Origin of the sequence: Polymorphospora sp. A560 (assembly GCF_045781765.1) — a bacterium.
Classification (GTDB): Bacteria; Actinomycetota; Actinomycetes; order Mycobacteriales; family Micromonosporaceae; genus Polymorphospora; species Polymorphospora lycopeni.
In genome coordinates this window covers 4,790,820-4,807,429 of record NZ_CP122282.1, presented here as the reverse complement: position 1 = coordinate 4,807,429, position 16,610 = coordinate 4,790,820, and the positions used below count along the sequence as shown (strand labels likewise).

The window sequence follows — 16,610 nt, the reverse complement described above, 5'->3', positions numbered from 1 at the left end:
TACCCAGAAAATCTGAGAGAGGCATCGTGACCATTTTTGAAAAGGCCACGCGGGAGAAATTCCGCTACCCGTCGGCCAAGGGACTGCTGACCACGGAACAGCTGTGGGAGCTTCCGCTGACCGCCAAGTCCGGCTTCAGCCTCGATGACGTGGCCAAGGCGGTCAACGCCGAACTCAAGGCCATCGACACCGAGTCGTTCGTGGCCACCGAGACCAATCCGGCCAAGGCAACCTTGGAGACCAAGTTGGAGGTCGTCAAGCACGTCATCGCCATCCGCCTCGCGGAGGACCAGTCGGCGAAGGCGGCGGCAGCCAAGAAACTGGAGAAGGAAAAGCTGCTGGCAGTCCTGGGCCGCAAGCAGGACGCGGTCCTGGAGAATCTGACCGAGGCAGAGCTGCTGGCCCGAATCAACAACCTGTAGCCCGCTGACAATCAGCGTCTGCCAGCAGGCCCGCACATCGCCGAGAAGTACGGTCGCCATGCAAGACTTGCGCGACCAGGCCGGCGCCCACGGCCACTTCTCGGCGAACTCACATCGGTACGACAGCGAGCGCGACGCCCTCCCATCGACAGAAGAGGGCGTATCGGTTTGCGAAGAGCGTCGGGGAGGTAACGGACCGTGTGGTCTGGATCGGCGGCGGCGCGTCTGTCGTGGGCGGCGTTCTGGTCGTGGCCCCCGCCAGCTGGTGTACCTGCTCGCGGGATGGGGCGAGCTGGGCGTGTGCGGATGCCGCCGATATCGCGCCGTCCGAAGCGTCGCTGCCCGCTCACCGAAGCCGCTCCAACTCGCGCCACCCGCGGACCGCGGGGGAGTTGAGCGGCGGGCGGCCAGGCGCCGGCTTGGGGCAACCCCGCATCTGGAGGGCATCACCTCGACGAGACCGGCCGGCGTGAACAGGTATCGATGGCCTTTGTGTGTGTGCCCGGTGTCTGCTCCGGCAACGGTGACCGGTCGTGACCGATCTCGACCGATCGTGTCCGTCGCTGAAGACCGCCTGTTCGGGCCGCGCGCGTGTGGTCGTCGTGTGATCCGCTGGTGGCGGTGCCGGCGTCGATCGCGCCTGCGGCTCCCTGCGGTACGCCGACAGCCGCTGCTAGCTAGTCTGGATCATCGCGCCCCCGTAGCTCAGGGGATAGAGCAACGGTTTCCGCGTGCGGCGTCCGTGCCGCCTTGATCGTCTGCTGCCCAGGCATTCGACACGCCGTACCGGCAGTGCTGAACCGCAGACGATCACATCGACGGGGCGATCCCGGCCGGCGCCGGCGCCGGCCGGCCGAGGGCCGTGACCGGACGGCGGCGGATGATCCATTCCGCGACGACCACGTTGATCAGCCAGGCCGCGGTCATGGTGCCGGTCTTGCCCGACATCGTGAGCGGGCCGGCCACCGCGACCCAGGCCGCCGCGGTGAAGGCCTGCGTGCCCGCGCCCATGCCGATCGCGTAGCCGCGGATCATCCACGCCCGGTGCCGGGCGAAGTCCCGCCGCCGGACCGCGACGAAGCCGAGGACGAGGCAACCGGCCATGGCGACGCTCACCACCACCCGGATGACCGCCAACACGTCACCGTCGATGGCCGCGCGCGGCATGAACAGGGTCAGCCACAGTCCACTCAGCGCGGCGAGCAGTCCACAGGGCACCAGCAGCCGTCCCGCGGCCCGGTGCCAGCCCCGGCGCCGGCGCCGGAAGCCGGGCGCGAACTGGAAGGCGCCGAGGATGCCGTACACGGTGACACCGACGATGTGCAGTATCACGGGCACCGGCGCGGAGCCGATCCGTTCGCCGTCCGGCAGCACCTGCCCGCCGCCGGCCAACTCGGTCAGTCGTAGCCCGCCCGCGACCACCGGTACGGCGGCGAGCACGAGCAGGCCGGTGGGGATGAGCCAGTTCGATCTGGCGGAGGAGTTCACGGCTGCCCTTCCCGTTGCCTGATTCTTGTTGCCCGTCGTCGTGCGTCGATCCTCCCGGCCGGTGCGCAGGAACTCATCGGAGCGCGGGCCGGATCCGACCCGGCCGATGGAACGGGACACCAGCCGTACTTTGGGCCAATCCGGTGCCGGCGGGCGCTGCGTACGATCGGGTACGTGCGTGAGCTTCTCCGCTCCGTGTGGGGCGCGCCCCGAGCCCTCGACCCGCCCGAGCTGGGCTGGCGGGACTGGGCGCTCGTGGGCGTGGTCGCATCGCTCACGGTCCTCGAGGGAATCCTGCGGCCGGACATCCCGGCGCGCGCCGCCGCGGTGATCATCACGTTGGCGCTGGTGCCGACGTTGTTGTGGCGCCGCGCCCGGCCGCTGCCGATGGTCGCGATCGCCTTCGCCGCCACCGGCGTGACCCCGCTGTTCATCGGCCGCGAGCCCGACCTGGTCACCATGGTCTACCTGCTGGCCCTGCCGTACGCGTTGTTCCGGTGGGGTTCCGGTCGGGAGGCGGTGGCCGGTGCGGCGCTCATCGTCGCCAAGAACTTCCTGTCGGCGGCGCTGGGTTACGTCGACCTCACCGAGATGGTCATCGGGTTCGTCGTGCTGTTCGCGACCTTCGCCCTGGCCATCGCGTTCCGGTACCGGGCGATGCTCTGGGCCCGTGGTCTCGACCAGGCCAAACTGCTCGAACGCGAGCGGCTGGCCCGCGACCTGCACGACACCGTGGCCCATCACGTCTCGGCGATGGCGATCCGGGCCCAGGCCGGCATCGCGGTGGCGGCGACCCGGCCGGACGCCGCCGTCGACGCGCTGCGCGTCATCGAGGCCGAGGCGGCCCGCGCCCTCGCCGAGATGCGGACGATGGTGCACACGCTGCGCCGGACCGGACCGGCGGACCTGGCACCCAACCCGGGCATCCCCGACCTCGTACGGCTGGCGAACGGTTCCCAGCCCGGTCCGATCGTCGACGTGGAACTGGCCGGCGACCTCGACGGCATCCCGGCGACCGTCGGCACCGCCATCTACCGCCTCGCGCAGGAGTCGGTGACCAACGCGCGACGACATGCCCGACACGCGACCCGCATCGAGGTCCTGGTCGCCGCCGACGCCGGATCCGTACGCCTGCGCGTGACCGACGACGGCGACACCGGTTCGGCCCGCCCCGCCGGACCGGGCGGGTTCGGCATCGTCGGCATGACGGAGCGCGCGAGCCTCCTCGGTGGCACCTGCGAGGCCGGTCCCAACCTCGACCGGGGCTGGACGGTGGCCGTGGTGCTGCCCTGGAGCGCGACGGCCGCATAATCGCCTCATGGCCATCCGCGTGGTCGTCGCCGACGACCAGGAGATCGTCCGTACCGGCTTGACGATGATCCTCGACGCCCAGCCCGGCATCGAGGTCGTGGGCGAGGCCGCCGACGGCGGCCGGGCCGTCGAGCTGGCCCGGCACCTGCGCCCGGACGTGTGCCTCTTCGACATCCGAATGCCCAATGTGGACGGAATCGAGGCGACCCGCCGCCTCGCCGGGCCCGCGGTCGCCGATCCCCTCGCCGTGGTCGTCATCACCACCTTCGACCTCGACGAGTACGTCTACGCCGCGCTGCGCGCCGGTGCGCGTGGGTTCCTGCTCAAGGACTCCGGTACGGCCCTGCTCACCCAGGCCGTGCACGCCGCCGCCGAGGGCGACGCGCTCATCGCCCCGAGCATCACGACCCGACTGCTCACGGCCTTCGTCGACGCGGGACCGGCCGCGCCGCCGAGGCAGCCGGTCGACGCCCTCACCGACCGGGAGGAGCAGGTCCTCGTCGCCGTCGCACGCGGTCGCACCAACGGCGAGATCGCCGACGAGCTGCACATCAGCCTCAGCACCGTCAAGTCCCACATCGCGAGCCTGATGGCCAAGCTCGGCGTCCGTAACCGGGTCGAGATCGCCATCTGGGCGTACGAGACCGACCGGGTCAGGAAGGGGCTCGGATCGCCGAAGTAGGGTGACACTCTCGATCAGGTATCGGAGGGCGCCACGTGGCGGTCGGCAGCGCACAGCGACGTGGGGAACGCCTGCCCCGGATCGCCGCGTCGTTCCGTCAGCCGGAGGTCGAGGCGGCGCTGGACCTGCTGGAGCTGGCCGACCTGGCATGGCACGACTGCTACGGGCCGCAGGAGTTGTGCCTCCCGCCGGACGTGCTCGACGACGTACTCGTGCTTGCCGACGGCGATCTCGCGGCGCTGGCACGGATGGCACGCGCGGCGGTCCGCGACCACCGCGACGTCCGGGTCGCCGCCGGCGAACACCGCGCTCGAAGCCGCTGAAAGCCGGCCCGGGCCATCGCCCGGAGCGCCGGGCGTGGGATCGGTAGCATCCGGATCAAGGGGTCGCCGGTTCGAATCCTGCCATCCCTACCGTCTGAGCGGAACCAGGGAGCAGATTGGGAGCAGCGGGTCGCTTCCAACGGCGCTGAACGGCGTCCAACCGGCCTGACCTGCGTGGATCGTCTCCGCCCGACCTGCGGCTGTTTGCGTTTCTCCTGGTCAGAGCGTTGCGGACCGTTCCTTGACACAACTGCGCTCAACGGCTCCGAAAGGACTTCAACGGCTCTCTATCCTGCCTGGCAGGGGCAGGTGTGGGGGAGTGGTCAGTAAGGGGCAGGAGAGCTACTGAACGTTTCCTTGGGGGCAGGATGGGTGCAGGAGTGGCGAATCAGTGCTGGCGGCGAGCGGTTTGGAAGAGGTCTTCGCGCTGGCCGTGGGAAGGGGGTGCTGATCGGGGGGCGATGGAGGTTGTGACCTCTTGTCGAAGCCGGAAGCGTGCTCCGGGTTCGGCGGAATACGGAACCCCGTCTCGAGGACTCTCTCGGGGGCGGTTGGAAGGGCTTGTCGCCAGCATTGTCTAGCAGGGTTGCATCGCTGTGTCGTTGGCTGTGGTGGGAGGTCGGCCTCGTGCTCCATCCGGGGGCTCGGACGTGTCGGCTATCGCAGACCCGATGACTGGGGATAGTTCGGCCGTCCGACTCGCAGTATCGATGAGAGTTGATGAATGTGTGGCGGGGTGGGCCGCACCTTTTGCGATCGTTGCTAGTCAAGGTTGATTGCCCTGCTCCGGCAGGGGCAACTCGGTGCTCTGCGGCGGCGCGTGATCTGTCGAAATCGGATATCGGGCAATAGTTCTTCTGATGGCATTTGTGCAGGTGTCTGAGAGTGATCATGATGGCTGTCATGGTGGGCGATGTCTGATTTGTGATCACGAATTGTGATCGCTATTTACACACTTCGTGTCGATCTCTATCGTCGCTGCGGAATGTCTTGACCGCGATCACGGGGGTTCTCGGTGCTGGGTCGGCTGTCGTCATGTTGTCCGAAGTGGCCGTTCGGGATGGTGGTCCTGGCCCTTGTTGTTGCTGGTTTGTCGTTGCCGTCGGCTGCTGCGGTCGCGGCGCCGCCGGTCCCGGCGCCCGAGACGTCGGGCCAGTCGCAGACTCCGCTCGACGAGCTGGACGAGGCGTCGGCAATGGAGTTGGCGTACCGGACTCGTCAGCCGGTCGAGGTGACGGCGGTGACGTCGGGGATTTCGCGGGTGTGGGCGTTGCCGGACGGGACGTTTAGGGCGGAGCAGCATCTGGCGCCGGTGCGGGCGCGTGACGCGTCTGGTGACTGGGTCGATGTGGATCTGACGTTGGAGGTCAAGCCGGACGGCAGCGTGGGGCCAAAGGCGCATGCCCATCATCTGCGGTTGTCGGGTGCGCGTGGGGTGGAGTCGGATTCGCTGGTGGAGTTGGGCACCGGGGGCGATGCGAGTGAGTTGGGGTGGCGGGGTGTGTTGCCGGCGCCGGTCCTCGATGGGCAGAAGGCGACCTATGCCGAGGTGAAGCCTGGTGTGGATCTGGTGGTCGAGGTTGGTAGGAGTGGTTACGAGTACTACTTCCTGGTGAAGAACGCGGCCGCGGCGGCGAGCATGTCGTCGATCGCGATGCCGTGGCGTACCGGGGACGGGGCGGTGCCGGAGTCGGCTTCGGGGGCGGGGTTGCGGTTGCGGACGGCGTCGCAGTCGTCGGTGGTGGTGTCGCAGGCGCGGATGTGGGATGCGCGGGTGGCGCCGGAACTGTCGGACCACGTGTATGCGGCGGACGTGGATGTGTCGATGGTGCCGAACGGGTCGGATACAGATCTGGTGCTGACGCCGGACGAGTCGTTCTTCGACGATCCACTGGTGGAGTATCCGGTCACGATCGATCCATCGGTCAACCTGAACCCGGCATTCGACGCGTTCGTGCAGAACACGTACTCCAGCGACGAGTCCAAGGCCAAGGAGTTGAGGCTGGGTTACAGCAACGACGCCCTCCGGGGTTGCGCCAGCCCATGCCGGGCCAGGTCGTTTCTCAGCTTCCACAATCTTGGCGGCTACTGGGGGGCGACGGTGGTGTCGGCAAGCCTGCACCTGTGGCCCACGCATTCGTGGTCGTGCACGAAGGCGGGCTGGGAGGCGTGGCGTACGGATTTCGTGAACCACACGGTGCGGTGGAACAGTTGGCCGGCGTGGCGGGAGTTGGACGGCACCTCGGATGAGACCAGGGGCTACTCGTCGACCTGTGCCTCTCGATATGTCGAGATATCGGTGAAGAAGACGTTCCAGCACAGCTTCAACACCCAGTCGCACACCGCGAACGTCGGTCTGAGGGCTACGAACGAGAACCATCACGACGGGTGGAAGAAGTTCAATTCCTCGGAGGCGTCGTCGAACACTCCGTACGTGGAGTTGGTGTACAACCGGACCCCGAACGCGCCGACCGGGTTGGCGATCGATTCGTGTTACACGTCGTGTGCCTCGCCGGCCGCGGTGCGGTCGGGTACGCCCCAGATCAGGGCGACGGTCTCCGACCCTGACGGCGGGGTGCTGCGCGCTGAGTACGAGGTGTTCAACAGCGCCGGGACCACGCGTCTGGCGGCGTCCGGTAGCACGGTGACCGGTGTGTCGTCCGGGTCGGCGCGTTGGTGGCGGATCGTGCCGTCGGCGGGTGGGGCGTTACCGACGGGGACGTACCAGTGGCGGGTGAGGGCCTGCGACAGTTGGACCTGTGGCGCCTACTCGGGCTGGTTCGTGTTCGAGGTGGTTCCCGACGACCTGACCCTGCCGACCGTTTCGGGCAACCCGTACGCGGAGATGTCGGCCGGCACCTGGAACGGCGGGCCTGGGCAGGCGGGCACGTTCACGTTCGGGCCGAACGGCGCTTCCAACGTGACGGAGTACGTCTACCAACTCAACGGCGGCAACGCCGTCACCGTCGCGGCGGGTACCCCGCAGGCCGAACAGCTTTCGGCCAACCAGCAGCAGGTCTCCACCGGCGTGACCGGCTTCGACCCGGTCAACGTGGCCCTGGCACGCAACACGAGCCTGGGCCACGGCTCCACCGACTCGTTGTCGCTCACCCCACTGGCGTCGGGCGGGAACCCCGGCGGTGCGGTCGGTGACACCTACGCCACGGTCGGCGGCGACTACGGCGGCATGCGCGTCGGCATGCAGGCCGGGAAACGGTACCTAATCTCCGGCTGGGTCTACGTTCCCGCCGCGACGGGCCTGAACCCGTCCGGAGCGACCGGCGCCAGCCGCGGCCTACGTCTGGTCGCCTTCTACGGCGTTGGTACGACGTTCACCGAGATCGCCTCCCCGAAAGCCTCCATCACCAACGGATGGCAGCGGCTCTCGGTCGCGATGACCGTCCCGTCGTCGGCGACCGACGCGTTCATCCGCCTGTACAACGGGTTCAACATTGGCTCCGGCAAGACCGTGTACTGGGACGACCTGTCGGTCCGTGAGGTTGTCGGCACCACCACGGTCGAGTCGGTCACCCCCACCCGTGACGGCCTCAACGTGCTGTCCGTACAGTCCCGCAACTCCGTCGGAGTGAGTTCGGACCCGAAGATCTACCGGTTCCTGGTCGCTCCGAGCAGCGGTGCCTGGCACTGGCACCTGGACGACAACACCGGAAGTGTCGCGGCCTCGGTTCCCGACACCCGCCCGGCAACGCTAAGTGGCACCGGCGTGTCCTGGACCAGCCCGGGCCGGGTCGGCGCGGGCGCTGTCACCCTCGACGGCACCGGCGAGTTGGCCACCGCATCGCCGGTGCTGAACACCACCGCGCCCGCCGGCTTCACGGTCGCGGCCTGGGTCCGGCTCACCGACACCGAACAGTCCCGTACCGCTGTCTCCCAGGACGGCGTCAACACGTCGATGTTCCGGCTCGGCTTCCGCAACGACCTCGACCTCAACGGCGACAACGAGCCGGACACCGCCTGGTGCTTCACCCTCACCGGATCCGACTCGGCCACCGCCACCGAAACCGCCGCCTGCACCACGGACTACGTCGTCGCCGGCGACTGGGTCAGCCTCGTCGGCGTCTACGACCCCGTCGCCGGCCTGGTCAAGATCTATGTCAACGGCCCACCCGACTTCGGCGGTGCCGTCGCACAGGCCTCCTACAGCGGCGCCTGGTCGGCCACCGGCGACTTCGCCATCGGCCGGGCCTGGAACGGCATCCCCACGCACGGGTGGGTTGGCGACCTCGACCACGTCTACGCCGTCCAGTTGGTGTGGGCGGACTGGGATATTGCGCTTCACGCGGCCATGTGACCGCCTGCCTTGATCTTCGCTGCGGCTCGACCAGTGGGAAGGATTCTCGTGGACGTTGTGGGCAGTAAGCCGCTGTTTACCGCGGCGGTGATGCGGCGCGTGGGACGGGCCAGCCGCCGTTTCGGTGGCGCCGTCGCGGTGGGGGTGGCCGCCACCCTGCTGGTCGGCACACCCAGCTCGGCGGAGCCGGGCTCGCAGTGGCGGGCGCCGGAGGGCAAGGACGTCACAGGTGTGGCCGTGGCCCCTGTCAAGCACAAGGTCCGACCGGTGTGGACGGCTGGCGACCGGGAGGTCCGCAAGGCACCGCGGGTCGACTGGCCCGCACCCGGCACCGCGACCGTCGATGTTGCCGAGCCTGCCCGCGCCCGTGGTGCGGATGCCGTCGGCGCGAAAGCAGGCGACCTGCCGGTGTGGGTCTCTGGGGTGTCGGACCAGGCCGGCCAGCGCGCCCTCGACGGCACGGCGTCCGCGTCGGTCGGCAGGGTCACGGTCCAGGTCGCGGATCGGGCGAGCGCGGCCCGCGCCGGGGTGCCCGGGGTCGTGCTGCGGATCGGCCGGGCCGACAACGTGCGCGCCGGCGGTGCGGTGACGGTGCGGGTGGACTACAGCAAGTTCGCCAGAGCGTACGGCGGCGCTTGGGCCAGCCGGTTGCGGCTGGTCACCCTTCCCGACGGTACGCCGCTGGACAGCACCAACGACCTGGCGTCGTCGACCGTGTCCGCTGTGGTGCCGCTGTCGGCGACCGGGGCGTCCGCGGTGGCGCTGGCCTCGAGCGCCTCGGGTGACAACGGCGACTACAGCGCCACCAGCCTGTCCGCGGCGGGCAAGTGGCAGGTGTCGCAGCAGACCGGCGACTTCTCCTGGTCCAACACGATCCGGGTCGTGCCCGGTGTCGGCGGGCCGGAACCGACGCTGCAGATGTCGTACTCCTCGGGCTCGGTCGACGGCCGTACCGGTGGCACCAACACCCAAGGGTCGTGGATCGGTGACGGCTGGGAGATGTGGCCCGGCTACATCGAACGCAAGTACAAGCCGTGCGACACGGACAAGACCGCAGTCGGCGGCGTCACCCCGAACAACACCTCCTACCACGGCGGCGACCTGTGCTGGGGCAAGCCTGACGGCAACGCCACCATGTCGCTCAACGGCCGGGCCACCGAACTGGTCAAGTCGACGGGCAACACGTGGAAGGGCGTCAGCGACGACGGGTCGAAGGTCGAACTGCTCAAGAACACCTCTTTCGCCAACACCGACGACGACGGCGAGTACTGGAAGATCACCACGACCGACGGCACCCAGTACTTCTTCGGCCGCAACACCGGCCCCGGAGGCTCCAGCGGCTCAACAGCCACCAAATCGGTGTGGACGGTGCCGGTGTACGGCAACCACCCGAACGAGCCCGGCTACACCGCCGGCAACTTCCCCGGATCGCGCCGCACGCAGGCCTGGCGGTGGAACCTCGACCACGTCGTGGACCCGCACGGCAACACCATGACCTACTTCTACGAGCGGGAAACCGGCGCCTATGCCCGCGAGGACGACGTCAACAAACGCACCACCTACGACCGCGGCGGCCACCTGACCCGCGTCGAGTACGGCAACCGGACCGACGCGCCGTCAACCACCCGTGCCGCCGCCCAGGTCCTCTTCGAGACCGAAGACCGCTGCGTCACCAACTGCTGGTCAGGCTCGAACCCGGTCGCCGCGTCGTGGGTCGACACCCCCTGGGACCAGTACTGCGCCGCCGCCCCCTGCACCACCCAGACCGCACCCACATTCTGGACCAGCCAGCGACTCGACACGATCCGCAGCCAGGTCTACTCCGGCAGCGGCGACACCTACAACGACGTCGAGTCGTGGCGCCTGCGCCACACCTACCTGCAGTCCGGTGGAAACGAGGGCGAGCCGATGTGGCTTGCCGGCATCACCCGCACCGGCAAGGTCACCACCGCCGGCGGATCCGAGGTATCCGACCCGGAGACTGTGTTCGACCCCGGCTCCGAGCCGCTCGCCAACCGGGTCGACGGCCCCCACGACGGCCGCTCCAACCTGTTCCGCTACCGGATCAACACCATCACCACCGAAGGCGGCGCCCAAATCGCCGTCAGCTACTCGTCCACCGAATGCACCCGCAGCAACCGGCCCACCGAGCACAACAACACCAAACGGTGCTTCCCGCAGTACTACGGACCGCCCGGCGAGGAACCGACGCTGGACTGGTTCCACAAATACGTCGTGAACCGAATCGACGTCTACGACAACACCGGCGGCTTCACCCACGAACAGACCAACTACGACTACCTCGACACCCCAGCCTGGCGCTACGACGACTCCGAACTCGTCGAACCGGAGAAACGCACCTGGGGCGACTACCGCGGCTACAGCCGAGTCCAGGTCCGCACCGGCCTGGAATCCGGAGTCCAGTCCGCCACCGAATACCTCTACCTGCGCGGAATGGACGGCGACAAACAACCCTCCGGCACCCGCGACGTGTGGATCACCGACTCGCAGGGCACCGGCATCGAGGACCACAACGCCTACTCCGGCATGCTGCGCGAGCAGACGACCCTGCTCGGAGACGACGGCCCCTGGATCAGCGGCACCATCTACACCCCGGTGAAGCAGGGCCCGAACGCGACCGCCGGGCCGCTGAACGCCTGGATGGTCAACACCGGCACCACCCGTACCCGCACCAAGCTCGCCGACGGCAGCACCCGCTGGACAAAAAGCGTCACGACCTTCAACAGCGACAACCTGCCCACCCAGACCGACGAGTTCGGCGACGAAGCAACAACCAGCGACGACGTCTGCACCCGGACCTGGTACGCCCGCAACGCCAACAACTGGATGCTCGACAGGGTCAAGCGCACCGAGCGCCTCGGTGTCAACTGCGCCGCCACCCCGACACTGCCCGGCGACATGCTCGCCTCGACGCGAAACACCTACGACGACGTCAACAACGACTGGGACACCGACCTGCCCGAGCGAGGAATCGTCGCCAAGGTCGAGAACATCTCGTCCTGGTCCGGCACCATTCCGCTGTGGACGACCAGCGCCCGCACCGAGTACGACGCCAACGGCCGCGCCACCGACGCCTACGACGCCCTCGGCCGGGTCACATCCACCGAGTTCACCCCGTCGACCAGCGGCCCGGTCACGACCGTCAAGGTCACCAACGCGGCCGGCCACACCGCCACCACGACCATGGTCCCGGCCTGGAAACTGCCCGCGACGATCGTCGGCGAAAACGGGTCCCGCACCGACATGACCTACGACGGCCTCGGCCGGCTACTGAAGGTCTGGGGCCCCGGCCGGGCGAAGGCCACCTACCCCAACGCCCCGAACGCCGAGTTCACCTACCTACCTCACACCACACGGCCGACCGCCGTCATCAGCAAACAGCTCACCCCGTCAGTCAGCCCCACCTACTCCACCTCCATCACCCTCTACGACGGACTGCTCCGCGAGCGGCAGACCCAGACCCAGGCACCCGGCGGCGGGCGAATCATCACCGACACCGTCTACGACTCCCGCGGCCTGGTCGAGTGGGCCTCCGTCCCCTATTACGACAGCAGCGGCACGGCACCAGAACCCATCCTCGTCGGCGGCGTCGGCGCCTCCGTCGTACCCGCGCATACCGAGAACGTCTACGACGGCGCAGGCCGGCTCACCAATGCCATCTTCAAGATCGCCCTCACCGAGAAGTGGCGCACCGTCACCGCCCACCACGGCGACCGCGCAACCGTCACCCCACCCGACGGCGGCACCGCCACCACCACGATCGTCGACGCACTCGGCCGCACCACCGAACTGCGCCAGTACAAGAACCGCGCTGACGCCGGCAGCACCAACCCCAGCACCTACACCTCGATCAGCTACACCTACAGCCGCCGCGACGAACTGGTCGCCATGACCGACGCCGCCGGCAACACCTGGCGCTACACCTACGACCAGCTCGGCCGGCAGATCAGCGAGGAAGACCCCGACCAGGGCGTCAACACCACCACCTACGACGCGGCCGGACAACCCGTCACCCGCACCGACGCCCGCAACATCACCCTCGCCTACACCTACGACACCCTCGGCCGGCCTACCAGCCTACGAGACGGCTCCACCACCGGCCCCAAACGCGCCGAATGGGTCTACGACACCCTCACCAACGGCATCGGCAAGCTCACCGAATCCATCCGCTACGAACCCGCCGGCTCGACCAACGCCTACACCACCCGCGTCAACGGCTACGACACAGCCGGCCGACCCACCGGCAGCAGCGTCACCATCCCCGCCTCCGAAACAGGCCTGTGCGCCGCCGGCACCCTCACCCCCTGCACCTACACGACCAGCGTCACCTACCGGCCCAACGGATCCCTCGCCACCAGCCGCCTACCCGCAGCCGCAGGCCTGCCCAGCGAGAACCTCGCCCACCTCTACAACGACATCGGCCTGGAGAACAGCCTGATGTCGACGACTCATAGCCTCGTCTACACCGGCGTCACCTACAACAAGCTCGGCCAGGTCATCGAGCAACAACTCGGCGGCAGCAGCACACCCCTCGTAATCAGCAACGGCTTCGACGAGCGAACCGGTCGCCGCACCACCTCCACCGCTACACCCCACGCCAAGCCGCCGGTCTTCGACTTCGCCTACACCTACGACCACGCCGGCAACCTCACCGAAATCGCCGACACGCCGCTTGGTGGCGCCGCCGACACCCAGTGCTACACCTACGACCACCTACGCCGACTCACCAACGCCTGGACCCCGTCCAGCAACGACTGCGACGCCACCCGCACCGTCGCCGGACTCGGCGGACCGGCACCCTACTGGCACTCCTACACCTACGACGACACCGGCAACCGACTCACCGAAACCCGCCACGCCACCACCAACACCGTCCACACCTACCAACACCCCACCCCGGGCGGACCCGCCGGATCGAAACCACACACCGTCACCAGCATCACCACCACCGGCCCCAACCCGGCAACAAAGACCTACACCTACGACGCCGCCGGCAACACCACCAGCCGACCCGGCCCCACCGGCACCCAAACCCTCACCTGGAACAACGAAGGCAAACTCGACACCGTCACCGAAGGCACCGACGACACCACCTACCTCTACGACGCCGACGGCAACCGACTCATCCGCCGCGACCCCACCGGCGCCACCCTCTACCTACCCGGCGGGACCGAAGTCCGCAAAGACAACTCCGCAGCGGCAACCGCCACCCGCTACTACAGCGGCGCCGCCGGCACCATCGCGGTCCGCGACAACAGCGGAAACCTGAACTGGCTCGCCGCCGACCACCACGGCACCGCCGAAGCCACCGTCGACAAGAACACCCTCAACGCCAGCCGCCGCCGAACCCTGCCCTTCGGCGAAGAACGCGGCACCACCAGCGGCACCTGGCCCACCGTCATGGACAAGGGCTTCGTCGGCGGCACCAAAGACGACACCGGCCTCACCCACATCGGCGCCCGCCACTACGACCCCGCCATCGGCCGCTTCATCTCAGTCGACCCCATCATCGACCACGCCGACCCCCAGCAATGGCACGGCTACGCCTACAGCAACAACAACCCGGCAACCTACAGCGACCCCACCGGACTGAAGCACCTCTCCGCGTCACGCGACGGCGGCGGACCGACACCAGCACCGAAAGAACCACCGACCGAAGTCACCGTCTGGCCGAACATCGGCGACACCAACAAAAACAACAAGAACAACAAAACATGGTGGCAGAAGGTCGGAAGCGGGATCTACTCCGGCGTCAAACAATCCACCTACGACCCCTTCGTAGCGGCGGTCAACACCGTCGTCGACGGCTGGACATCAACCATCAACAACGGAAAAGCCGTGCTCGACGGCCGGATGTCCATAACCGACTTCGCCACCGAAGCCGCCGTCACCCTCGGAACCAACTACGTCACGGCACTGATCAGCCCAGTCGTGGCGGTGTACGACGCATACGCCGGACTGCTCGGCACTTGGGGACACGTAGCCAACGGCGACTGGGAAGGCGCAGCCGAAAGCTGGACCAAGGGCGCAATTGCCGGCGCCTCACTCGCCGCAGGAGGCCGAGTCGGAATCAAGTCCCCCGGCTGCAATAACAGCTTCCTCCCCACCACACTCGTCCTGATGGCCGACGGAACAACGAAGCCGATCGCCGCCTTGGCCATCGGAGACGAGGTTCTCGCCACGGACCCCGAAACCGGCGTTACGGCCACCAAGCCGGTCACCGCGCTCATCATCGGCGATGGTGCCAAGACCCTCGTTAAGGTGATCACTGACTCCGTAGGGACGCAGGATCGAGACGAGATCCTCACCGCGACCGGAGACCACCCCTTCTGGGTAGCGAGCCAAGACGCCTGGCGCGACGCAATCGACCTGCGAGCCGGCGACGAACTACTGACACCCGACGGCGCACGGGTTCGCGTCATAGACATCGTCGCCTACGACAAGATCGCCACCGTACACAACCTCACCGTTGCCGACATCCACACGTACTATGTGATCGCCGGTGACCAGCCGGTGCTGGTCCACAACTGCGGGCCAGTTCCAAACAATCGACCTGGGGATCTGTCGCTAGAGCTGATGGAAGCAGATTTTGCGGGCATTTCGCCTGTTGCAGCGGGTACTTCTGGCTTCTCGCGCGCAGCCTCGGGAAGCGGGGATTTTCTCTGGACAGTGGGGGAGGGAGGAAACCTGAATATGGTTGCTGCGGGGCGCGGTATCCATCACACGGTAGCTTCGGGTGGTGCTCCTGTTATGGCGGCAGGGCAGATCTCGTTCCGGAACGGTGCGGTGACATCGTTCGACAACATGACGGGCCACTATACCCCGTGTCCTAGCTGTGCTGGCACGTTCATTCAGCGAGGCGTGGACGCCTTTGGTGCGGCAGGTGTGAGGATTCCACTAAGAGCTATTAGAGATTACGGCGGAAGGGCTCCATAGTGGAAACGCGATCAGAGTTGCAGGAACTTCGGGTGATCCCGCTCGACTCGCTCGGTGAGTGGCTGCGTGCTCGGTTCCCCCGACGGGCGTCACCTCAGTGGTGGCAGGCGCTGTTCGAGTCGGTAGAATCGGCCGTTAGCCCGCTGAGGAACGTTGATCGCTCTCAACGGATATCCGACCTAAAGATCAGTGCTGTGGCTGCAATTCTTGCTGTCGAACGCCGCGATATTGATGCATCGTTGGGGGCGTACTGGTTGCTTAGGCTCGCGGCAGCAGCGGTCCGTCTCGACTTGCCGGTTAGTGAGTTGCCGGTCGTGCTGACACCTGACGGGTCTGCCGCTTGGGCACTGGATCATGTTCCGTTGCCGCGAGACGAGGCAGTGGCAGCAGCTCAATCCAGGAGAGGGCAGTACTTAGCCGCCGATGAATCTTTCTTCGCTCCTGTCGGGTCTCCCTACGACTCTGTAAGTCAGGAGCCTGATGCTCAAGCGTTGGCACTAAGGGGGGTTGAGAGAATTTTGTCCGCACTGCCATGGATTGCCGATCGCTTGACGAATCCAGAAATTCGTCGGGAAGTCCAGGCTTGGCTCGCGATTGAGGGGCAGTTGTGACGGACGGCTTTCAGTCGAACTCGTGACGGAAAGTAGTGATCGCGCCTCGATGTGCACCGGAGAGGGGTGCGTGGCCAGACCTCCGTCACAGATCCTTCGTGGTGTCTGGCGAGGGTCCCTGAGAGGATGATTCGGAGGATTAGGTCCGTTTTCTGGGCGAGTGTGAATACTCCGGGTTCGTCTTCGGTCAGGGCTTGGCGGTTGACCATGCGTTTCAGCTTCGCGCGGGTGCTTTCACGTGTTTCGGCGAAGGCTCGATGCCGAGTGCGAGGCAGATGGCCTTTGCCTGCATGCCGGTGGGCGGGGTGCCGAGGATGTGCAGGACCTGCTGGTAGGGCCCGTGGCCACTTCCCGACCGAGCAGGCCGCGCTCAAGTGCGTGTACATGGCGTTAATGAGCCTCGACCCCACCGGCGCCGGCCGCCGCAGGTGGGCCATGCGGTGGAAAGCGCCGTTGAACGCCTTCCAGATCGCCTTCGAGGGCCGGCTCACCCGGCCCACCACT

Annotated in this window: 7 protein-coding genes and 1 pseudogene; 7 read left to right on the top strand and 1 reads right to left on the bottom strand. The window is 67.3% G+C overall.

Annotated elements, in window-relative coordinates:
* The first annotated feature begins 26 nt into the window (after window positions 1-26).
* Window positions 27-422, top strand: coding sequence for a hypothetical protein (locus QCD66_RS21375; protein ID WP_117672512.1), 396 nt, complete (start codon window positions 27-29; stop codon window positions 420-422).
* A gap of 810 nt (window positions 423-1,232) precedes the next feature.
* Here the strand turns inward: QCD66_RS21375 and QCD66_RS21370 are convergent.
* Window positions 1,233-1,910, bottom strand: coding sequence for a DUF2306 domain-containing protein (locus QCD66_RS21370; protein WP_375736995.1), 678 nt, complete (start codon window positions 1,908-1,910; stop codon window positions 1,233-1,235).
* Window positions 1,911-2,084: 174 nt separating this feature from the next.
* Here QCD66_RS21370 and QCD66_RS21365 point away from each other — a divergent pair, with 174 nt between their 5' ends.
* The 6 genes and pseudogenes from QCD66_RS21365 to QCD66_RS21340 form a co-directional block, all read left to right on the top strand.
* Window positions 2,085-3,221: a sensor histidine kinase gene (locus QCD66_RS21365; RefSeq protein WP_375736994.1), complete on the top strand. Its 1,137-nt coding sequence runs from the start codon at window positions 2,085-2,087 to the stop codon at window positions 3,219-3,221.
* A 7-nt stretch (window positions 3,222-3,228) separates the two neighbouring features.
* Complete coding sequence (locus QCD66_RS21360) at window positions 3,229-3,903, top strand: response regulator (RefSeq protein ID WP_375736993.1); 675 nt, start codon at window positions 3,229-3,231, stop codon at window positions 3,901-3,903.
* 35 nt (window positions 3,904-3,938) lie between these two features.
* On the top strand, window positions 3,939-4,226 hold the full coding sequence (locus tag QCD66_RS21355) for a hypothetical protein (protein WP_375736992.1): 288 nt from the start codon (window positions 3,939-3,941) through the stop codon (window positions 4,224-4,226).
* Between the two features lie 1,015 nt (window positions 4,227-5,241).
* A complete protein-coding gene (locus QCD66_RS21350; RefSeq protein ID WP_407566755.1) occupies window positions 5,242-8,538 on the top strand; it encodes a DNRLRE domain-containing protein in 3,297 nt (1,098 codons plus the stop codon).
* Window positions 8,539-8,628: 90 nt separating this feature from the next.
* Window positions 8,629-15,495 (top strand): polymorphic toxin-type HINT domain-containing protein, encoded by a 6,867-nt coding sequence (locus QCD66_RS21345; protein ID WP_375737019.1) that lies wholly within the window; start codon window positions 8,629-8,631, stop codon window positions 15,493-15,495.
* A gap of 944 nt (window positions 15,496-16,439) precedes the next feature.
* Window positions 16,440-16,592, top strand: a pseudogene (locus tag QCD66_RS21340) (IS256 family transposase); the annotation flags it as partial.
* Window positions 16,593-16,610: the final 18 nt, after the last annotated feature.